A 20,762-nucleotide genomic window follows, 5' to 3' on the forward strand; every position below is an offset into this window, starting at 1 on the left:
ATTACGAATGCGCCGCTCTACCAACTGAGCTATTCCGGCTTAGCTCGCTATTGTAGTGGCTGCCAAGCGCCAAGGTCAATTGCCTCGAGGGCACAGCCAAGACGATCTGCTGCACCCTCGGGATTTCCGCTGCGAACGGGTCGTCTGCCGCATCCTCTTCACTTCTTCAGCTGGTGCGCTGTCACATCGGGCGTGTTCCAGAAGTACCTCAGCATTGGCGCGACTGGAGTCTTCTAGGGCAGACGGCAGCTAGGCGGCACCATGTTCTTCCAACCCATCGCTCTACCTGTAACAAATCGTGGTCGTCCTCTCACATCCACTTGCTTTCTCCCATCTACTGGATCCTGAACGTGCATCCATCCTTGCCCACGACAACGTCCAATGCCTGACGAGCACCGGCGGCAACATAAATATCCCCGCCGCAATGGATCTCCTCCGACTGAGGTGATCGCCGATATACAACTTCCGCCGCCGAGTCCGTGACAACGTCCAGACGGCCAGACGCCTTCTCACCCGCCGGCAACTGTTCGGTGCCAAACGTGCTTCCTCCGGCCTGCAATCTGACCTGATAGATCGCCTCACCAGATTCATTGCTCAAACTTACCCCGAGACCCGGTGGCGAACTGCAGCCAATCAGGGACAACAGCCCCCACCCCAGCAAGATCGAACCTCTCATTTTCCCCACTCCTCTACGTCGGTGCTGAGCGACCCGTCTCCAACTGCTGACATGCATGCGGCCGCGCACGTGCGCCCAGAGCCACTATACCTCCGTCCAACTTCATTATTGAAAAGGTCCATAAGCACCTCACGTCTTGGGCCGCTACTCCATGCTTCGTGTATGTCGCCAACAGACTTAGCGCTGTTCTGACCAATTGTGTTCGCCATGTCACATGACCAAAGACAATGTCGAAATGCGTCTCCCTTGCCATTGTGCTGCCCTGGGAGGCCTGACTCCACCGCTGCAGCCAGTGATCTGTCCGCTGCAGACTTGGCTTTCCATGTTGGTAGCAGACCGATTGAATTCACAATCTGCTTCTTCTCGCCATTTGAATCGGATTCTTTGTAATCTCTGGATGATGCATTGGATACTGCCATCCTCGGAGCACCAGTTTCTCGCTTATCGTCGACAGGACTCCGCGCGGATGTTCGCAAACCCGCGACACCGCCAGAATCGCAGACGCCTTGGATTCTGGTTCCAGTGCATCCGATACGTCCATCTGGGTCAACGAATCGATACGGACTTCCATTTCCATACCTGTACCTGTTGAACTGCGCCATAGTCCCCCCATAGGCCGTCACAGGATCCACACTTAGAAACACACCCAACTGTGAATCCATGTACCGCTGCTGCATGTAGCTCAAGCCCGTCGAGGCATCACTTACATGACCGGTATAGCCAGGCCCGTCAGCAACCGGCTGGCCCACCACCGCGCCATACGGCTCATAGACAGTCCGCCGGATCACGTTGCCTGCCGCGTCAGTCTCAGCAACCGGCGAGCCCAAGGCATCGGTGTGGATATAGGTGACCGTCTCCGCAGCAGCCTGATTGAACAATCCAACGACAAGCAGCACTGCACCGGCAGCGGCTCGAACCAGCAGCGTCTTCATTCCTGCGATCATGGCGCCGCCCCTCAGTTCGACCAGGCCGAGCACGCCTGCGCATTGCAGGCACGCACCTTGTAACCACCCTGGCAGCGGGTATCGAGGTCATACCCGATACCTTCCGCCCTATAGGTCGCGCCTCCACTGCTTGAACGCATGTTGTAGTAGGTGGCGCCTGGTGACGCATTCCAGATGACCGAACAGATGTTGGGGCCGCTCTTGAGAATCTTCACACCGGTCGGCACGGGCGGTGCACTGGAAATGGCAACCAGGCCGGCAGCAGAGCTGGCGCTGCAACCTGCGGGATTACAGGCACGCCCGCGGTAGTAGAAGTTGCCTCCGCCCCCCTTGGTCAGGGAAGCCGTCCGATCCCCCGCAATCAGCGACCAGTTGGCGCCGTCAGTACTTTCGTCGATTTCATAACGCGTCGCGTCCGCCACTTCCAGCAGGGAGATCGAGTACGCCGCGCCGATTCCAACTCCATCCGGCACGCGCAGAACAGGGGTGCCCGGAGGGCCAATCACACGCACACCTGCTACTGCTGACCATGGCCCGCAGCCGGCAACGTTGCAACCGCGCACCTGATAGCCCCACTGGCCGGGCCAGCGGCCACCACGAGCCACCGAGGTCGCGCCATCCTCCTGAGCGAGGCCGAAGCCGCCGCCATTGAGCTGTTCCATCAGTTGATAGCTTGTTGCGGCAGGAATCGCTCCCCACGACATACTCACGGTGGAACTGTAGCTTGTACCGCCGAGATTGATTCCTGTCGCCTGGACGGGGGGCAATGTCACCACGATGGCGCCGGTGGCACTCGCCGCGCTGCAGCCGGCGTCATTGCATGCGAAGGCGCGGTAGACATAACGGCCAGCGATTCGCCCGCTGACGGCCAGCTGATTGCCACTGATCCGGTTGATCTCAGTCCACGCGCCGCCATTGAACTGTTCTTCGATGCGATAGCTGCTGGCCTGGGCCACGCTCGACAAAGAGAGGACAAAACTACCGTTGTAACTCGCGGCAGGCACTGACAGCGTCGGCACGGACGGGGCATACAGCGCTGTAACCGTCGCTTCGGCCGAGTACGCGCCGCAGCCCTGCGGATTGCACGCTTTGACCCGATAGCGATAGGCCCCTGCAGCCTTGCCGGTCACTGGATAGGTGCGGCCGGGGCCATCAAGCAGCACATTCCAGCCAGCGCCCACGGCTTCCTCAAGCACAAAGCGAGCGGCACCCTGCACCGCTGACCAGCTCAAGGAGTAGGTGCCGTTGATGCCTTGTGCCGGTGCCGTGATCACGGGCGCAGCCGTGGGGGCAAGCTCTACCTGGATGGAGGCTTCCACGCCCCACGCTCCACAGACAGTGCCATTGCAGGCACGCCCACGATAACGATACGTACCGGAGCCGCGTCCGGTAAGCGAAACCGTCAACGCGGTCCCTTGATAGACGGCCTGCCACGTTCCCGTCCCTGACTCCTGTACTTCGTAACGCTGCGCGCCTGCGACGGCAGCCCACTGCACGGCAAACGCACCATTCCCGCTGTATCCGGGAACAGTCACTACCAGGGCCGCAGGGGCGATATCCACCGCGCGCTTGGCAACAAGGCTACCGTTGAGCTGGATATAGTCGAGCCCCTTGGCTTGGCGCTGATCGTGCTGGTAGCGCAGTACGCCATCCTGACCATAGAAGGAGCGGATGTTGCCATTGGGCGCACTGGCCAGGGTCCGCCGCCCATGCGCGTCATACTGATAGGCCTCCTTCCCATCAACCTCGCGCAGGCGATTGCCGTAGTCGAAGCGGAACGCCACGCCGTTGCGAACCTTCAGGTTGCCTTGTGCGTCATACCCGAGCCCGGTCACGGTCGCACCACTGGCGACATCCCGCACATTCGTCAACCGATTGTTGAAGTCGTACTCAAAGGCCTGCCGCCGCGCGCCCACGCTGGCGGCGACAATGTTGTCCAGAACGTTATAGGCATAGCTCGCATTGCCAAAGCTGCTCGCCGTCACCGCGGTCAGACGATCCAGCCCGTCGTAACGCATGTCGCGGTTTCCGGGGGCCGCAGGCAAGCCATCACTGATGGCCGCCACGTTGCCATTGGCATCGTAATCGTAACCATCATCGATGACCTTGCCCCCCGCACCGCCATCCGTGCTCCTGTCGGGAAGACCACGCGCATTCTGCGTCATCTGATGGGCGACGCCGTTGCCGTAGGTGAAGCCGCTCATGCCACCATTCGCGTAATAGCGCACGTTGGTGGCGTAGGTTCCGGCCCGTGTCGGTTGCCCCAGCGCGTTCGGGCTATAGCTGATCGCCAGGCCTGACGGCTGCACATGGGTGGCCAAGGCGCCGTTCGCGTCGTAGCCGTAACCCAGTGCCCAGACCTCACTGCCGTCATGCACCACACTCTCGGAGGTCGGCAGCCCGCGCAGGTTGTAGCTGTACTCGTTGATGGTGCTGGCGCCGTTGTTGCGGGCCTGCACGCGCCTTACCTTCCCGCCCGGCCAATAACTCCAGTCCTGATCGCCCCGACCATCGGAGAAGCGCAACGTCACCAAGCGGTTCATGCTGTCGTAGCCCCGGTCAGCCCGGGATGGTGAGGCATAAGCGCCTTCGCTCTCGCACTGAGGGCCCAACAGCGTCAGGCCCGAGGCAGACCAGAGCAGATTGCCCGCAGCGTCGTAGCCCATACCCGTTGCACCGGTTTCGGGCTCCATGCTCTTGCACAGACGCTGGGCACCGTCATAGACATACTGTCGACGCACACTGATGCTGCCATCGCCATTGCGCCGCAGGATCGATAGCGGCTTGCCCAGCGTGTCGCGCTGGATCTCCGTCACCACGCCCTCGGCGTGGAGAATTCGGATGGGCGTGTCCTGGGCTGGCTTGCCATACATCAGATAATCGGTGGTGGTGGCAATGCCACGCGGATTGGTCACCCGTACGCTGCCTCCACCGAGCTGTTCCGTCGTAGTGACCAGGCGGCCGAGCTCGCTGTCCTGCTCACTGCGGACAGGGCGACCAAGTGCGTCATAACCGGTGTAGGTGCCGGGCAGCGCCGAACGGAAGTCGGATGCCGCGCGCGTGGGATAGGAAGTGAATATCGGCCGCCCATTGCTGTCATAGCGGGTCACCGTCTGGCGCAGGGTACCGCCGCGGTCCGCGGCGTCGAACGACTCTTCCAGCACCGGTCGCCACAGCCCGTCGTAGTACGTTACCGCGCGTGCATTGCCGGTACTGGACTCGCGCTTCCAGTGTCCCGCTTCCAGCCCGATCTCCGCTCCCGCTACCTGGAAGAACCGGGTAGTTGAGAGATTCCAGGCCACGCTGTCATTTGCGGCCTGGGTCGCCTGAACGATCCGCCCCATACCGTCGTAATCGAAACTCCGGCTGGCCCCATTGGGCTCCACCGCCGTGCGCACCCAGCCGTTGTCATCGACCTGCAGCGAGGCACTGCTGCCGTCCGGGAAGGCAACGCTCTGTGGCAGGCCACGCTTCCAGCTACCGAGGGCAATCGCATTACCCTTGCCATCGGCCACGGAAGCGAGCGTGCCATCCGGGTGATAGCCCAGCGTCTGCTGCAGCACGCCGAAGGCATAGGTCCGCTGCGGGCGTGCCAACGCGTCGAAGTCTGTACGTTCGGTCTCGATCTCAACGCCACCGACGGTCTGCGTGCTGCGCGCGACCTGACCGAGGATCCAGCGACCGGTATCGTCGAAATACGTGGTCCTCAACGTCCGCGCGCGTCCCAGCGAATTGCTTTCGGTCTGCACGACCGGTCGGACATTCGCATCGAACTGATCGGTCGTGTTGATGAAGTTGACGCCATCCTGGCTGAGGACGGACTGCTTCAGAGGGCGGATCTTGACGGCGAAGGAGTCATCGGCTGCGGTCATCGAACCGTAGCTGTCCGGGAACGGCCCTCCCTGGACCTCAGCCGAACTCATGTAGGTGTTGGTGGTGACCTGTACGATCTGGCCATTGGGCGCGCGAATCGCCTCCTGCAACAACTGCCCCTCGTTCTCGTCTATCTTTCGTCCAAACACACTGTGACGTCGCGTCCCGTCGGGCTCCACCATCGTCGACACTGCAGAGTTCGCCAGACCCGAGTCGTATCCGCCAGACTCGTATGTCCAGGTCAGGCTACCCAGCCCCGGACCCGACAGCGTCTTGCTGGTGATCGCAAAAAGGTCGAACGAATTGTATGCGCGCTGTGCGTAGCGCCCTCCCCCCATGTCCGCGCAGGCCGTACTTTTTACGCCCACCCTGGTACGGCGCACATACTTGAACTCGAATTGTCCACGCGTTCCCGACGGATGGGTCGCGACCAGAGTAAAGGCAGACTGCTCGAACATGGGCTTGGTACAGAGCTTGGGCTCTCCGTCCCAGCTCTGATATTCCGGATTCAGTCCTCCAAACCCGCCGTCCTGCCAGCTGTACTCATAGCCGAAGCGAGCACCATCCGGCTGCTGCACGGCGCGCAGTGCAGGCCAGCGCGCAAATCCCATTGCATTGTTGCCGTCGTTGTACTCGTAGGTCCAGGTCCGGCCATTGGCCGTCGCGCTGGCAATGCGATCCCCGGCATAGGCAATGGAGATGGCGCGACCATCACTGCCACGGATGCCAACCAGCTTGTCGCCCGAATAGTCATAGGCAACCCAGTTGCCATGGCGATCTTCGACTCGGCTGGCCATCAGCAGAACGCGCACCAGCTTTGAACCTACGCCCTGGCCGAGATCCATGAAACCCGCTGTTCGTTCAATACCCACATTGAAGAAGTAGCGATTCCCCGAAGCATCCACGCCCAGGAATCCCTCACCGGGATAGCCATTGGCCGTCGAGCCCAGGCAACTGAGGCGCATGTTGCTCCGAGTACCCCAGCGATACGTTTCGCCATTGGTGGGCTTCGGGTTGGACGCGTTGGCGATCAGCAGCATCTCCTGCTCGCCCTGGTCGGGGACACGCACCTGCACGCCAGTCCATATCTCGAAGGTGCCTACGCCGGTACGTGTCTTTGGGTAGAACGATTGCGAGCAACGCTGCGTCGCTCCGTTACCGGATTCATTCCACTTCCAGATGGAGTCGAAGGTGGCGTGCATGAACGGGACCTCGATGTCCCAGCTGCCAAATCCCCCCAATGGCTGCCGATCCTTGAAGGACTGCACGGCGAGACGACGCTGCAATCTCACCGGCAGCGCGTTGTTTCCTGGCAGGTCAATGTCAGTAACGACAAACTCTGTCGATCCGGAGCTCGGACTGATGCTGTCCCCGAACAGGCTCGAGGTCAGCGGCGCCTGCCCCTCACCCGTCTTGATCCTCTTGTAGTACTCGGTATGCGGCGTGACCGGGCTGCTTGCCCAGCTTGCCCCGGACGACACGACCAATGCCGCGCCCAACAACGCCTGCCACTGCCAGATACGCATGGAACATCCTTTTGTCCAAATGCGCCGGCGATCGCCATGGCTCGGCAATTCACCGACCTGTACTGGCGTCATGTTCTGGCCGGAAAACAGCTGCGCCGTCCCTTGCGCCCCCTGTATCTCTGGGAGGAACAATCCCTCCTCTCACGACAGCTTCATATGATACTCACTCAAAGTAAATACCCCGGCTTACCACTTAGGCCGAAGGCCGTGTCCGCAAGCGGGGTCACCCCACCTCAACCCGGTTCGCACACACCCGCCCACCCGCGAAATCCTGCAGATTCCCCAGCGTGATCGCCGAGATCTCCTGCAGTGCCTCCACGGTGAAGAAGCCCTGGTGGCCGGTCACCAGCACGTTGGGGAAGGTCATCAGGCGCTGGAAGGCCTCGTCGTCGATGATCTCGCCGGACAGGTCCTGGAAGAACAGCGCGCTTTCCTGCTCGTACACGTCGATCGCCAGATGCCCCAGCCTGCGCGACTTCAGCGCACGGATCACCGCGTGGGTATCGACCAGCCCGCCACGCGAGGTATTGACCAGCATCGCGCCGGGCTTCATCCGCGCCAGCGAGGCGTCGCTGATCAGGTGTTGGGTATCGGGTGTCAGCGGGCAATGCAGCGACACGATGTCGGCGCGCGCCAGCAGTGCATCCAGCCCCACCCTCTCGCCGACACCTGCGAAGGCCGCCGACGGATACGGGTCATGCCCCAGTACCGTGCAACCCATGCCCTTGAAGATGCGCGCGGTAGCCAGGCCGATCTTGCCGGTACCGACGATGCCAACCGTGCGGCCATGCAGAGTCCGTCCCAGCAGGCCATCGAGCATGAAGTTGCCTTCGCGCACGCGATTGTAGGCGCGATGAGTCTGGCGGTTGAGCGTCATCACCAGCGCCAGCGCATGCTCGGCCACGGCTTCGGGCGAGTAGGCCGGCACGCGTGCGACGAACATGCCCAGTGCTTTGGCGGTCGCAAGATCCACGTTGTTGAAGCCCGCGCAGCGCAGTAACACGGCACGCACACCCAACGCATGCAGGGCATGCAATACCGGCGCATCAAGCCGGTCGTTGACGAATACACAGACCGCCGCGCAATCCTGCGCCAGCGCAGCCGTATGCACGTCCAGCGCGGCATCGAAGTAGACGAACGAGAAGCCCTGCACGGACGCGTCGCGCTGGTTGGCCTCATCAAGAAAACGGCGGTCGTAGGGGCGGGCACTGAAAACGGCGATCTGCATGGTGGGGCCTGGGTGGAATGCCCTACCGACCATACCGCAGCACCTGCCCTGATGGGATGGCACCGGCGATGCCGTCATCGCCGGTGCCGGGTGCCACTTAGAACTTGTAGCCCAGGCCCAGCATCACGCCGTTCTGGATCTGCCCGTCGCGGCGCTCGCCCACGTAATCGGCCATGATCGACAGCCGCTCGCTGGCGCGGCTGGTCACACCCAGGTTCCAGGCCAGCACCTGCTCGCCCACCGCCTGGCTGCTGGCGCCGAACACCAGATCCGGTGCTGCGGCGAAGCCGGTGCTGTAGCGCGCCTGGGAATCGCCCAGTTCCTTCTGCCAGACCACCCGGGCGCGCGGGGTGATGCGCTCGCCGTTGTTGCCTTCGAAGGTCTTGAACAGCTGCAGACCGGCACCCACGCGGATGCTCTCCAGGCTACCGCTGCGACCAACCAATGCACCGGCACCCTGCCCTTCATTGAAGCGGGTGGCCGACGTACGTGCATAGTCCACCACCGGCAGCAGCGGCTGGATCACCACGCCCTTGCCGGTGGTGAACGAGAACGCGTGCTCCACCCGCGCGGAGATCGCATCGTTGCTGTACTTGGCACGCAGCGGCTGCTGCAGGCCATCGATGCCGTTGATGCTGCGGCGGGTATCGTGGCGCAGATCGGTGTAGCGCACCGCCGCAGACAGATAGCCCCGCGAGTACGTCGCATCCAGGTAGCCGCCGACGTCCAGCGCGCGGACATCACCGGTGAAACCAGAGCCATCACTGGCCTTGGTCGACATGTCGGCCGCGGCCACGCTGACGCCCAGGGTCACGCGGTCATCGGCCACGCGGGTGTCGGCACCGATCACGATGCCACCGATGTTGTGGCTCAGACCGGCCACACCACCGTCGGCATCGATGCGGCCATGACTGGCGAAACCACGCGCCCAGATACCATGGCTGCGTCCAGCATCACCGCTGCCCGCAACGCTGCCCGACGCCGGCTCGACCAAGTGCATGGCCAGCTGGTTGAACAGGCTGCCATGGCGCATGCCCGGCTGCGACGACACCGACTGTGCAACCTGCGAAGCCAGGCCGTCAGCATCACCGCCGCTGCGCATGGCCGACTGGTGCTGCTGCACGACGTTGCCGATGCTGCCCACCAGCGCATTGTCGGCCAGGCGCAAGCTGGCATGCACATCACCGCGCAGGGCACCGGCCTGTTGTGCGATCACATCGCGGTCGGCGAACTGCAGTGCGCCCAACAGCGACTTCAGACCGTTGTCCTGGCGATCGGAGGCAGTCGCCAGCGCGCGGCCCAGTCCATCGCCGGACGTGCCGTTGGCGAACAACCCCAACTGGTCGAAGCCGGGGTTGGCGGTCAGCCACAGGCCGTCAGCCGTCTGCTTCACGTTGAAGCTCAACAGCGAATTGTGGCGGGGACGGAACACATCACCGCTGATGCTGGCGCTGTAGCCGGTGTCGCCCAGGCGCACGGCCTCTTCGAAACCGCCCTGGTAGATCGGCCCCTCAACCAGATCACGACGGAAGTCTTGGCCGTAGTAGCCCTGCGCCACGTTCAGTTCGAGGAAGGCGCCCTTGGAGATCACCAGTGCGCCTTCGGCCTGCTCGTCATCGAAGAAGGTACCCACGCGCAGGCGGCCTGCAGCTGTACCGCCATTCTCGGTGACATCGAACAGCACCTTGCCGCCCGGCATGATGTTGACGTAGCCATGGGTGACCAGATCACCACCGCGCGGCATCAGCGTGCCGAACACGCGCAGGCGGTTGAAACCGTCTTCGCGGTAGGACGGGCCAGTGCCTTCGCCCAGTGCATTGAGATCCATCGCCGTGCCGGCAACGTCGCCGTGGCCAACCAGCATGCCTGCGCCAAGCACACGCACTTCCGAGGCGCGCAGGGCACCGCCTTCCAGGGCGATGGTGCCGTTGTCCACCAGCATGAAGTCCGCACCCGTGGTAGCGGACGTGCGCCAGGTGGCGCCATTGGTCACGCGGATCACACCCATGGCGTTGTCCAGCGTAGAGGCATCCAGATCCGCCAGCCGCAGTTTGGACAGCAGCAGGTCCTGGATATCCGGGTCATTCAGGTAACCCTGCACCGACAGCGGGCCGATGCCCTGCGGGCCGCGGCTTGAAGCGTTGTAGATGCTCTGTGCAAGGTTGATGTAGGTGGATTGCCAGTCGGTATTCCAGCGCGCGAAATCATCATCGACGAAGGCCTGCAGCTGGCGCCCGGTACGCAGGTAGCCGGGGTTGATATCGCCGCTCACGTTCGCGCTCACATTCAACGTGTCGCCCGGATCGCGGTACCCGTTGGCGGTGATGATCCTGTTGCTGTAGATGTCCTGGCCCGGGAATGATTCCAGCTTGCTGCCGCTGCCATCTGGATCAAAGGTGATGGAAGAACCGGTGCTGCGGGCCGGATCGCGGAACACCAGCAGCCCGTTCGGCTGTACCACTTCATACATGGCCTTGTGCAGCAGGCCGGCATCCATGCCACCGCCATAGTTGCCGGTGTAGATCTGGGTCATGCGCGGCGACGGCGTGTAGATCACCTTGCCGCCGCTGCTGGCCGCGTGGATCTGCACCGAGTCGATGATCGGCAGGTCGCCGGCCAGATAGCGCTCGACGCCACCGGACTGCATGATCGAGCAGGATGAAATGCAGTTGCCGGACACGATGGTGTTGAGGCCAGAGGTGCGGATCACCCCCTGCAGCCACTCGCCGGCGATCAACGCGCCACCATTGGAGGTGCGCAGTACCACTTCGCGGATCGGCCGGCCTTCGGCCTGTGCCTTGGCCAGCAGTGCCGGCAGGGACACCACGTCGGCGTAGGTCACATCGCCACTCAGGAAGATGCGATCGCCCAGCACGTGATAATTCATTGCCATGACGTCATCAGCCACGGACATGGTGGCGACACCCATCAGCCCGGCCAGGGCCAGGCTCAACTTCGAATACTTCATGTGTTCTCTCTCCACCCGCAACACGCGGGTAGAACGATCAACGCCGCAGCGGGGCGATCTCCCCCAGTGGATCCGGCGCCGAAATATGAATATATTCACAATGAGAATTCGATCGATGCACACTCTTCCCCATCCGGTCATCGTCGCGTAAAACTCGATGACGCATCTGCCACCGACACGCGAGGCCTGCCCTGTCCACCCCGTCCCCCCTGCTCCATCGCGCGCCGCAGCTGCCCGCGCCTGCGGATGCCTTCATCGCGTTCGTACGCGAAGAACGCGCGCCGCTGTGCGCGTTCCTGCGCACGCGGGGAGTCGGGCCCGAGGACGCGGAGGACATCGCACAGGACTGCATGGAGCGGTTGATCCGCTATCGCGCGCAGGGCCCGGACGAACTGCGCCTGCTGCTGTATCGTATCGCCCGCAACCGCCTGGCAGACCGCGGCCGTTCGCCGCAGTCGCGGCCGCACCTGCCGCTGGCCGAGCACGATGGCAGCGACGAGCCTTCCAGTACCTCGCCCGATCCATTGCGCCAGGCCGAGTCAGGGCAGATGCTTTCCCTGCTGCGGCAGGCCCTGTTCAAGCTGCCCGAACGCGCACGCGAGGTCTATCTGCTCAACCGCATCACCGGCATGAGCTATACCCAGATCGCGCGGCATTGTGGAATTACTGCCAAGACCGTGGAAAAACATATCGCCCGTGCCCTGCAGGGCCTGCGCCAGGAGTTGGGATCGGATCCGCTGCACAACGACAGGGATGGCCAATGAGTGGCACCGCGCACAGGGATGATGCACTGATGTTCGAACGCGCCAGCGCATGGGTAGCCCGCCTGGAAGCCCCGGACTGCACATCGGAAGAACGCGAAAGGTTCGAGGACTGGCTGGCCGAAGATCCGGCCCACGTCAGCGCCTGGATACAGGCTGAAACCCTGTTCCAGCAGGGCGAAGGGCTTGCGGCCGACCCCTGGTTGCGGACCGCCGCAGCGCGTGCCGCGCGACCTGCCCGCCGCCGCCTGCTGCCCGGCCTTGCTGCCGCCGCAGGCGTCTGCCTGGCCATCGGCATCGGATGGATGGTTGCGGTGGATGGCAATCCAACACCGCAGTTGTATGCCAATGACACCCTCCTGCCACGCCAATTGACCCTGGCCGACGGCAGCCTCGCCACCCTCGACGCCGGCACCACGTTGCGCGCCCGCTTCGGCTGGCGACATCGCGAACTGGATCTGGAACGCGGGCGCCTGCAGCTGCAGGTCGCGCCGTCCAGCAAGGCGCTGCAGCTGCGGGCGGGCAACAGCACGGTCCGTGACATCGGCACCACCTTCCAGGTCGAGCGCCTGCGCGATGGCCTGGTTGAAGTCGCACTGCTGGAAGGCGCGGTGCAAGTCAGCAACGGCACGGCCCAGCACATGCTGGCGCCCGGCCAGCAGCTGCAGGTGCTGCCCTCCGGGCGCATCCAGCCCGGCCCGGCGCTGTCGTCCAACGTGGCCGCCGAAGCGTGGCTGCACGGGCAACTGGTCTTCGATGCCACGCCACTGTCCATCGTGGTCGAGCGCATGAACCGCTATGGGCGCACGCCGCTGGTGATCGCCGATCCGGAGATCGCCGGGCTGGCGGTAAGTGGCACGTTCCGCGCGGGCGACGCACAGGAGTTGCTGTCCGCACTGGAACTGGGTTGGTCCGTGGCTGGCCAGACGCGTCCGGATGGCGCGCTGGAACTGCGCCGCACCTACTGAGGAGGCCGGCAGTGAAGGCAGGTCCGGGTGCGCTGCAGTGGGGGCTGCTCCGCGCCCTGCTTTGCCTCGCAGTGGGCATTGCGGCACTACCAGTGGCCGGTGCCAGCGAGCCTGCCGGCACGTTGGAGATCGACGTGGATGCCGGCCCACTGCTACCGGCACTGCAGCAATGGGCACGGCAGAGTGGCACCGCCCTGCTGTTCGACGCACGTGAACTGGATGATCTGCGCACCGATGGCAGCCGTGGCCAGCGCGATACCGGCGCCGCTCTGAAGCAGCTGGTTGCCGGCCTGCCGGTGAACATCCTGCGCACATCCTCGGGTGCCTTTGTCGTGCGGCGGGTCCATCCCGAAACAACTGCCGAGCAGCCGAAAGTGATCGCGACCCCGCGCTTCCCGCGCCCGGCGCCCAAGCCCATCGACACCCCACACCAGGTGGAACTGGCGCCCATCCACGTCACCGGCAGCCGGCTGCCGCGCTCCTCGGTGCAGACCACGCTGCCGGTCACCACCATCGATCGCGATGACATCCTGCGCAGTGGCTACGGCAACCTGTTCGACCTGCTGCGGCATCTGCCCGGCATGAACGGCCACCCTGCCATGAGCACCTCGCGCGGCGGCGATTCACAGTACCTGCCAGTGGGTGCAGCGGCCACGACCAGTCTCGACGGCATGGGCCCGCGGGCGACGCTGTTCCTGGTCAATGGCCGGCGCCTGCCGCGCTATCCGATGGTGTCGCTGGAACAGGGTGGGCTCACCGACCTCGGCGGCATTCCGCTGAGCTTCGTCGACCGGATCGAACTGGTGCGCGGCGGTGCCTCGGCCATCTATGGGGCCGATGCCATGTCCGGCGTGGTCAACATCATCCTGCGCGATCAGGCCGATGGACCCGAAGCGATGCTGCAGACTGGACTCAGCAGCCGCGGCGATGCGGGCCAGTACCGCCTGCAGGCCGCCACCGGCGGCGTGCGCGGCAACGGGGACCGCTGGTTTGCCGGCCTCGATCTGCACCGCGTCGAGCATGTCGCCGGCGACCAGCGCGACTGGCATGCGGAAACCTCGCTGTATCCCATCGGCGCGATCTTCGGCAACTGGTACGTGCCCGCCCGGCGCTGCGAGCCGCCCCTGAAGCGGCGCGAGGACGGCTGCTGGTTCGACAGCGCGCGGCCGCGCTCGCTGCAACCCGCCTCGGATACCGCTTCGACCTACCTGCACTACCGGCATGAACGCGATGAGGGACGCTACGCCTATGTCGAGGCACGGGCCAGTCACAACCGCCAGCGCTTCGACCTGGGCCCGACCGCCGTTGCGGTTGTCTCGCGGGGGATCACCTTCAACAGCGTCCTGCGTGAGGCCGGCAACGTGCGCCCCAGCGTCCGCGCCACCGATGCGGACGTCACCTTCGGCATCGGCCGTGACCAGGGCCGGCGCAGCTGGGAGGCGGGCATCAGCGCGCAGCGCAGCGAAGTCACACTGTCCACTGCTGGCACCGTACGCACGACGCGCCTGCTTGAAGCAACGCAGGCGCGCAGGTTCACTCCCGGCTTCGACGCACCTCCGGCGGCCGAGGTGGACACGCTGTTTCCGTCCATCCGCAACCGCGGCAGCACTGCACAGTGGCAGGGTTGGTGGGGCGTGCAGCGTGAGCTGATGGCGTTGCCTGGTGGTCCTGCACAGCTGGCCACCGGCATCGACTTGCGCCACGAACGCTGGACCTCGCGCCCCGATGCGCTGCTCAGCCAGGGGGACCTCGCATTGGGCCTGCCGCAGCAGCAACGCCGCCTGTCGCGACAAAGCAGCGGCGTCTACGCCGAGCTGGGCCTGCCGCTGGCACCCACGCTGCGCGCAGACCTGGCCGCACGCTGGGACCGCGACGGCGGCTTCATGGCGTTCTCGCCACGTGCCGGGCTGCGCTGGAGCCCGACGCCCCACTGGTCGTTCCTGCTGGCCAGCGGGCGCGGCTACCGTGCACCGAGCCTGTTCGAGCAACGGCGGCCTCCCGGCTACTTCGGCTCGATCTCGCTTCCGGTTTCCAGTGCCCTTCCGGAATGTGCAATCGCCACACGCGGTGGAAGCTGCAGCGTCACGGCCAACGTGGTGGAGAACGATGCACTGAAGGCCGAGCGATCACGCAGCCATTCGCTGGCGGCCACATGGACGCCCAACGATACGTTCTCGCTGTCGCTGACCCATAACATCGTCGAGCTGCGCAACGAGATCCTTGCACTGCAGCCGAGCGACGCGGTGTGGAATCGCAGCACCTGGGAGCTGGATGAAGACGGCCACCTGAGCAGCCTGCGCCTGTCGTTCGACAACATCGGCCGCACCACTTCCCGCAACTGGGTCCTGCGTGGCGAGTACCGCATCGACAGCGGCAGCAATGGCCAATGGTTGTTCTCGCTCGATGCGCTGAAACAGCAGGAACTGCGTCGCCGCCGTGACCACGAGGCCGCAGTGGACCTGCGCGGCCATGTGACGCCGGAGATCGCCGCCGTGTTGAACGTGCAATGGCAGAACAGCAGCTGGGACATCGCACTGCGCGGTAACCAGACCGGGCGCACGCGCGCATGGCTGCCGGGGGCCGAGTGCCCACAGAAGCAGGTCGACCGGAACCACTGCATGAACCCACGGCAGCTGCGCTGGAACCTGCACCTCGCACGTCGGCTGGGGCCGCGCATCGTCGCCGCGCTGGATGTGCACAACGTACTCGATGCACAACCGGTGAACTATCTGGTTGGCAATGGGGGACAGATGCCGGGGCTGGACGACCCACTCGGCCGCTATTACCTGCTGACCCTGCAATTCCGCTGAAGCGTAGTAATCTACGCGACCTGTTCCACCGCGGTCCCCTTCCCCCATGAAAGCCTATCTCTGGTTCTGGGGCGCGTTCCTGCTGTTCTTCGCGTTGCCTTTTCCCTGCATTCTCTATTTCGGCACCTCGTGGCCGGTGGCGCTGGTCGACCGCAGCGCACCGTGGCTGGCACTGTTGCTGCTCGCACTGTCCATCGCCCTGTGGCTGACGCTGCTGTGGGCGTTCCTGCACTACCTGCTGCTGGGGCCGCCGCGCGCACTGCACCGGGTGCAGTCGATCCTGGCCGACGGTGAACCGCGCAGTGCGCTGATCGAGCAGGCCGAACAGACCGGTGTGCAGGTGCGCGGCTTCGCACAATGGAAACTGCAGTTGTCCTTCAAGAATCTGTCCGGTACGCCGATCCGCGAACAGATGCGGGTGGTCGACAGCAAACCGCAGCTGCAGCGCTTCAGCGCCGGCAAGTACATCGATGCGCGCCTCGGGCGGACGCCAGGTGCTTTCCCCAACGTGGTGCTGGACGGCGCCCAGCCCGAACTGAATGTTGCGAGCCTGTGGCGGCGTGGCATCGGTGCTGGCATTGGCATCATCGCGGTTGCCGTTGCCTACGTGGGGGTCTATCGCCTGCAGAGTGAGGGGCTGGGCTGGACCTTTCTGTCGTTCGGTCACCCGCTGCTGGTGTGCCCGCTGGTGCTGTGTGGCTATGTGCTGGGCCTGCGCCTGCTCGGCCGCCTGCTGCACGCCGATGCGCGCGGCGATGCGCTGAAGTACCGGGGCATCGGCGCGGAGGCCAAAGTGCTGAAGGTCCGTCAGACCGGCACCTACCTCAACGAACAACCGCAGGTGGAGTTCCAGCTGGAATACATCGACCGCGAAGGCAACGTGCAGCAGGCCCGCGTGCGCCGCTTCATCCCGCTGATTGAACTGGCCAACATCCCGCGCGAGCACGTGACGCTGCTGTACGACCCGGATGACCGCAGCAACGTGCGTCTGGAGGGTGTATGAAACAGCCGCCCTCCACCCGCGCCGTCTTCCTGGTGCTGCTGCTGGTTCTGGCGGGCGTGGCCGTTGCCGGCGGCGCACTACAGACCATCAGCGAAACGCTGGGGCATCCGGTGCAGGCAGACCGGGGGTCAGCACCGGCCACCGCACAGCCGCAGCGCGAGAAGACCGCATCACTTGCGCCCGTCCCTGAGCCTCACCCCATCGCGATTCCCGAACGCAACAACCGCCTGTTCGATGCGGACTACTTGCTGGCTGCACGCCAGGCGCTCGAGCAGCTGCCGGCACTGGCTGGACAACGCTTGACCGTGTTCCACAGCATCCACTTCTACGACGATGGCCGCATCAACCTGGATCTGGTCGATCCGCAGCAGCCAAGCCACGTCGACAGCTACCACTTCGAGCGTGGCCAGTGGCGCAAGGGCAATCCAGTGAACCCACAGCAGTTCGCACCGACCATCAGCCTGCAGCGCAGCAGCACATCCCTGGCCAGCATCGATTTCGACGCCGTGCCGCGCGTGGCGCAGGCACTGCAGGAACAACGCAATGCCCTGCAGAACCCCGCATCCGAAGTCGGCCACGTCTACGTGATCGTGCGCAAGGGCGGCAAGCTGGTGTGGCTGCCGGATGAAGTCGCCGGCGACCGTGACTCGGTGCGGCTGCAGTTCGATGCGCAGGGTGCGCTGCGCGGCGTTAGTCGCCGGTAGACAGCGCGATCCAGTCCAGCCCCGGCAGCCGGTGCTCCAGCAGGTAGAGCAAGCCATTTGTTCGCTGACCAGAAGACTGGGACTAGCGGGCAGCCAATACGGATGCCCTCAATGGATCACAACTCCCAGTACTTGGAACCTTGGGCTTCATGCAGCCGGGATAGGAAGCCTGCAAGCGAGTCCGATGCTTCAGGCCAGTCTTTTCGCTCGTCCAAAGGCAGGCAGACCAGCACCGAACCAAAGGCGTTCATCACCAGTAGATCTGAGTCGCCGTAGAAGCGGCCAAATACGACATCGCCGCTCCGGAAATCCAACGGACGCGAACCAGCGAGAAAGGCCGTCTGAACGTGTGCATCCTCGACGCTGAGCATCTCCATGCCCCATTGACCGAATTGCTCGTCCTTGAACAATTCCGCCGAAGCGTACCTGTCCCAGAATGCGAGCAACTGCGCTGAACAGCCCTGGAATCGTCGGTCTGCTGGTACCGCAGCACTACGTTGCACAAAGGAAGATCGAAGCAGGAAAGGACACTCCCCATGCTGATGCATGGCGACCCGGGGCCGCGACCACTCCGCCCGTATGGCATCGATAACTGCAGCCAGCGCGTTGATTTCCCTATCCATCAGAAAATCATAACGAGGCCAGGCTACCGATGGCCAGGCACAACCGAGCGGGCGATGGCGTACTGCGCGCCGTAGTACGTGGACAGCACCAGCAGGCTGGCCAGCGGCAGGCCGCCGGCGAAGCGGTCCCAGGCCAGCAGGGAATCGCTGGCGACGAACAGCAACGCACCGGCGACAGCCCAGCGCGCACTGCTGGCTTCCACGGCATCGGGCTGCGGACTGCGCCACTGTCGTGCCAGGGCCAGCACCGCCATCGACGCCAGCACCACCACGTACGCCAGCACCGGCACGCGCATCGGCGCCGGCAGGTGCGGCCACAGGCCAATCACATTGAGCGCAGCGAACGCACCGAGCAGGACGCTGGCGCCAGCCAAGCCGCGCCCGGCGCGCAGGCCATCGCGGAAGGCAACGATGTAGCAGACATGCGCCAGCAGGAACGCGACCAGCCCCGGCACGAACGCGTCCATCGGCAACATCAGCGCGATATCCCCCACGCACGACAGCAGCATACCGGCCAGTACCGCGCGTCGATAGAACGGCTGCGCGGGATCGTGCACGCGCCAGGCGATGGCGGCAATCAGAAGCGTGGTGGTCGGCTTGGCCAGCCAATGCAGCCAGCGCCCGTCACCGTGGAGGAACGCGCCAATGATGGCGAGCGTCGCCATCAGCAGGATCACACCATCGCGGGCGCGCGGTTTCATCGCGCCTTCCACAGGTCCGCCAGGCGATCAGGCTTGCCGGTGATGCGCTCCAGTACCGGGTACTGCAGGCCACCGTGGTAGGCGATGTTCATCGTTTCGATGCGGTCGAACTGCTTCACCAGCAGCACGATCGGTGCCTTGTCCTTCGCCGCGCCGGCAACGGCATCCTTCAAGCGCTGGCTGCTGTACTCGCGGCCGCCCACCGCGATCACCTTCATGCCAGGTGCCAGACCAGCATTGAAGGCAGGGCTGTCCCAGATCACGTCACCAACCGTGCCGTTGTCGAGCACGGTCGCACCCAGCGAGTAAGCCAGCAGCGCCGCCTTGGCACGCTTTTCCTGCGCCTTGTAGGCATCGTTCGGGGCATCGCGATAGACCAGCTTCCAGCCCGCCAGCTCCAGGCCACCGGTCAACGAACCGTGGCCGTCCAGGCGGCCGCGCAGGAACGTCGCCCAGTCATACGGGGCGATGCCGTTCAAGGTCGCAACCACGTCGTCGAAGGTGTAGGGATTGACGTCCCAGTCACCATTGCCGACGCCGAAGAACGCACGCGCGAAATCGTCCAGGCTGCGACGGTTGCCGCTCAGTTCGCGCAGCTTGCCCTCCACTTCCAGCCACAGCATCTGGCCGCCGGAATAGTAGTCCTCGCTCATCTGGTAGTTGCGGTACGGCAGCGTGCGGCGCTGCGCGATGGTCGGGTCGTTGGTGGTGTCCTGCAGCGGTCGCCAGGCCAGCCCCGGGCGACCGCGGTCATAGGTCGCGGCCACATTGGCCAGCATGTCGCGCGCCTGCGCGGCCGACCACAGCCCCGAGCGCGCCGCCAGCACCTGGCCCCAGAACTGGGTCTGGCCCTCGTACACCCACAGCAGGCTGTCACCCATCGGCGTGTTGAAATTGGCGGTAGCCAGATCGGCGCCGCGACGGTACTTGCCGTTCCAGGAATGGGTGTACTCGTGCGGCAGCAGATCGCGCATCCACGCATTGCTGTCCCACTCGGTGAAGTAACCCGGATCGGCGCTGTTCTCGCTGGAACGGTGATGCTCCAGGCCGATGCCACCGAGGCGGTCGGTCAATGCCAGCAGGAACTCATAGTGGTTGTAGTGGCGCGCGCCATAGAGCTTGTCGGCCTGCTGCACCAGCGCGCGGTGCATCGTGATCTGCGCATCGCTCGGCTTCAGCGATTTGGCTTCATCGGCAAACACATTGAGGTGCACCGGCACCTTCGCGCCCGGATCGAGATCGATGCGCTGGTAATGCTCGCCGGCGAACAACGGCGAATCGACCAGGTGGTCATACGAGATCGGCTTGAACACCACGGTGTCGCCGTCGCGGCGCGCGGTTTCCAGTGCAGTGGCGAATGACCAGCCCTTGGGCAGGGTCACGCTGGCCTGCGCCTGCAGGTTGCGCGCATCGACGCCGGCCGGATACAGCGAATTGGCGTTCCACTGCAGGTTGAGCATTTCCGGGGTCATCACCACCCGGCCCTGGCTGCCACCCTGCGAGGACAGGAAATCGAAATGGGCGACGATCTCGCTCACGCCTTCGGGCACGTTCACCTTGAACGCGTAGACGTTGAACTGGTCGCGCTGCCAGGCCAGCGGCTTGCCGTTGGCGGTCACGCGCAGGCCTGCCAGTTTGTCGATCGGGCCGGTGGGCGAATGGTTGCCGGGAATCCACTGCGGGTACAGCAGGGTCATCGGGCCGGGCCTGGCCGGCACGGTGGCGGTCACCTTGAAGATGCGCCGGGCCAGATCGCGGGCGTCCACATCGATGCGCAGCAGGCCGGGAGCCGCCGCGCTCGGCGGTGGCGAGGTCTGCGCCAGTGCAGGCGTTGCTGCCAGCGCGAACAGCAACGACATCGCCAGGGCACGGGTCTTCATCGGGCAGGTTCCAACAACGGAGAATCTTCCGATGCTAGGCCTGTGCAGTGCCCTGCCCCATGGCCAAAGGTCATGGCCCGCGCAAACCCCACCAGAA

General features: G+C 64.3%; 13 protein-coding genes. 5 read left to right on the forward strand and 8 right to left on the reverse strand.

Features of this window, described 5'->3' with window-relative positions; genetic code table 11:
* Nucleotides 1-334 precede the first annotated feature (334 nt).
* The 5 genes from ABR323_RS19620 to ABR323_RS19640 form a co-directional block, all read right to left on the reverse strand.
* Nucleotides 335-676, reverse strand: a complete 342-nt coding sequence (locus ABR323_RS19620; protein WP_439450500.1) for a hypothetical protein — start codon at nt 674-676, stop codon at nt 335-337.
* Nucleotides 673-1,620 carry an RHS repeat domain-containing protein gene (locus ABR323_RS19625; RefSeq protein ID WP_439450583.1) on the reverse strand — a complete coding sequence of 316 codons (948 nt, stop codon included), beginning with the start codon at nt 1,618-1,620 and terminating at the stop codon, nt 673-675. Before ABR323_RS19625 ends, ABR323_RS19620 begins: the two co-directional genes overlap by 4 nt.
* 11 nt (nt 1,621-1,631) lie before the next feature.
* Nucleotides 1,632-7,019 (reverse strand): hypothetical protein, encoded by a 5,388-nt coding sequence (locus ABR323_RS19630; RefSeq protein WP_439450501.1) that lies wholly within the window; start codon nt 7,017-7,019, stop codon nt 1,632-1,634.
* A gap of 223 nt (nt 7,020-7,242) precedes the next feature.
* Entirely contained in the window at nt 7,243-8,247 is a 1,005-nt protein-coding gene (locus ABR323_RS19635) for a 2-hydroxyacid dehydrogenase (RefSeq protein ID WP_439450502.1), read from the reverse strand.
* A gap of 97 nt (nt 8,248-8,344) precedes the next feature.
* Entirely contained in the window at nt 8,345-11,215 is a 2,871-nt protein-coding gene (locus ABR323_RS19640) for an autotransporter domain-containing protein (RefSeq protein ID WP_439450503.1), read from the reverse strand.
* A gap of 230 nt (nt 11,216-11,445) precedes the next feature.
* On the opposite strand from ABR323_RS19640, the gene ABR323_RS19645 reads away from it, so the two are divergent.
* From ABR323_RS19645 to ABR323_RS19665, 5 genes are read left to right on the forward strand one after another with little or no spacing between them, the layout of a single operon-like run.
* Nucleotides 11,446-11,979: an RNA polymerase sigma factor gene (locus ABR323_RS19645; protein ID WP_135272739.1), complete on the forward strand. Its 534-nt coding sequence runs from the start codon at nt 11,446-11,448 to the stop codon at nt 11,977-11,979.
* Complete coding sequence (locus ABR323_RS19650) at nt 11,976-12,944, forward strand: FecR family protein (protein ID WP_439450504.1); 969 nt, start codon at nt 11,976-11,978, stop codon at nt 12,942-12,944. Before ABR323_RS19645 ends, ABR323_RS19650 begins: the two co-directional genes overlap by 4 nt.
* An 11-nt stretch (nt 12,945-12,955) precedes the next feature.
* Nucleotides 12,956-15,754 (forward strand): TonB-dependent receptor plug domain-containing protein, encoded by a 2,799-nt coding sequence (locus ABR323_RS19655; RefSeq protein WP_439450505.1) that lies wholly within the window; start codon nt 12,956-12,958, stop codon nt 15,752-15,754.
* Between the two features lie 46 nt (nt 15,755-15,800).
* Complete coding sequence (locus ABR323_RS19660) at nt 15,801-16,757, forward strand: hypothetical protein (protein WP_439450506.1); 957 nt, start codon at nt 15,801-15,803, stop codon at nt 16,755-16,757.
* The gene (locus ABR323_RS19665) at nt 16,754-17,461 is read left to right on the forward strand and encodes a hypothetical protein (protein ID WP_439450507.1); all 708 of its coding nucleotides are present in this window, start codon (nt 16,754-16,756) and stop codon (nt 17,459-17,461) included. Before ABR323_RS19660 ends, ABR323_RS19665 begins: the two co-directional genes overlap by 4 nt.
* A 116-nt stretch (nt 17,462-17,577) precedes the next feature.
* On the opposite strand, the gene ABR323_RS19670 is transcribed toward ABR323_RS19665, so the two are convergent.
* From ABR323_RS19670 to ABR323_RS19680, 3 genes are read right to left on the reverse strand one after another with little or no spacing between them, the layout of a single operon-like run.
* Nucleotides 17,578-18,084, reverse strand: a complete 507-nt coding sequence (locus tag ABR323_RS19670; protein WP_439450508.1) for a hypothetical protein — start codon at nt 18,082-18,084, stop codon at nt 17,578-17,580.
* A gap of 23 nt (nt 18,085-18,107) precedes the next feature.
* Nucleotides 18,108-18,785 carry a lysoplasmalogenase gene (locus tag ABR323_RS19675; protein WP_439450509.1) on the reverse strand — a complete coding sequence of 226 codons (678 nt, stop codon included), beginning with the start codon at nt 18,783-18,785 and terminating at the stop codon, nt 18,108-18,110.
* Nucleotides 18,782-20,665, reverse strand: coding sequence for a M61 family metallopeptidase (locus ABR323_RS19680; protein ID WP_439450510.1), 1,884 nt, complete (start codon nt 20,663-20,665; stop codon nt 18,782-18,784). Before ABR323_RS19680 ends, ABR323_RS19675 begins: the two co-directional genes overlap by 4 nt.
* Nucleotides 20,666-20,762 lie beyond the last annotated feature (97 nt).

It is taken from the genome of Stenotrophomonas sp. ATs4, assembly GCF_051861585.1.
GTDB lineage: Bacteria > Pseudomonadota > Gammaproteobacteria > Xanthomonadales > Xanthomonadaceae > Stenotrophomonas > Stenotrophomonas maltophilia_AS.

Bases quoted from the DNA above. Each gene is read 5' to 3' on its own strand.
- ABR323_RS19620 (WP_439450500.1), bottom strand. From the start codon at position 676: ATGAGAGGTTCGATCTTGCTGGGGTGGGGGCTGTTGTCCCTGATTGGC.
- ABR323_RS19625 (WP_439450583.1), bottom strand. From the start codon at position 1,620: ATGATCGCAGGAATGAAGACGCTGCTGGTTCGAGCCGCTGCCGGTGCA.
- ABR323_RS19630 (WP_439450501.1), bottom strand. From the start codon at position 7,019: ATGCGTATCTGGCAGTGGCAGGCGTTGTTGGGCGCGGCATTGGTCGTG.
- ABR323_RS19635 (WP_439450502.1), bottom strand. From the start codon at position 8,247: ATGCAGATCGCCGTTTTCAGTGCCCGCCCCTACGACCGCCGTTTTCTT.
- ABR323_RS19640 (WP_439450503.1), bottom strand. From the start codon at position 11,215: ATGAAGTATTCGAAGTTGAGCCTGGCCCTGGCCGGGCTGATGGGTGTC.
- ABR323_RS19650 (WP_439450504.1), top strand. From the start codon at position 11,976: ATGAGTGGCACCGCGCACAGGGATGATGCACTGATGTTCGAACGCGCC.
- ABR323_RS19660 (WP_439450506.1), top strand. From the start codon at position 15,801: ATGAAAGCCTATCTCTGGTTCTGGGGCGCGTTCCTGCTGTTCTTCGCG.
- ABR323_RS19665 (WP_439450507.1), top strand. From the start codon at position 16,754: ATGAAACAGCCGCCCTCCACCCGCGCCGTCTTCCTGGTGCTGCTGCTG.
- ABR323_RS19670 (WP_439450508.1), bottom strand. From the start codon at position 18,084: ATGGATAGGGAAATCAACGCGCTGGCTGCAGTTATCGATGCCATACGG.
- ABR323_RS19675 (WP_439450509.1), bottom strand. From the start codon at position 18,785: ATGAAACCGCGCGCCCGCGATGGTGTGATCCTGCTGATGGCGACGCTC.
- ABR323_RS19680 (WP_439450510.1), bottom strand. From the start codon at position 20,665: ATGAAGACCCGTGCCCTGGCGATGTCGTTGCTGTTCGCGCTGGCAGCA.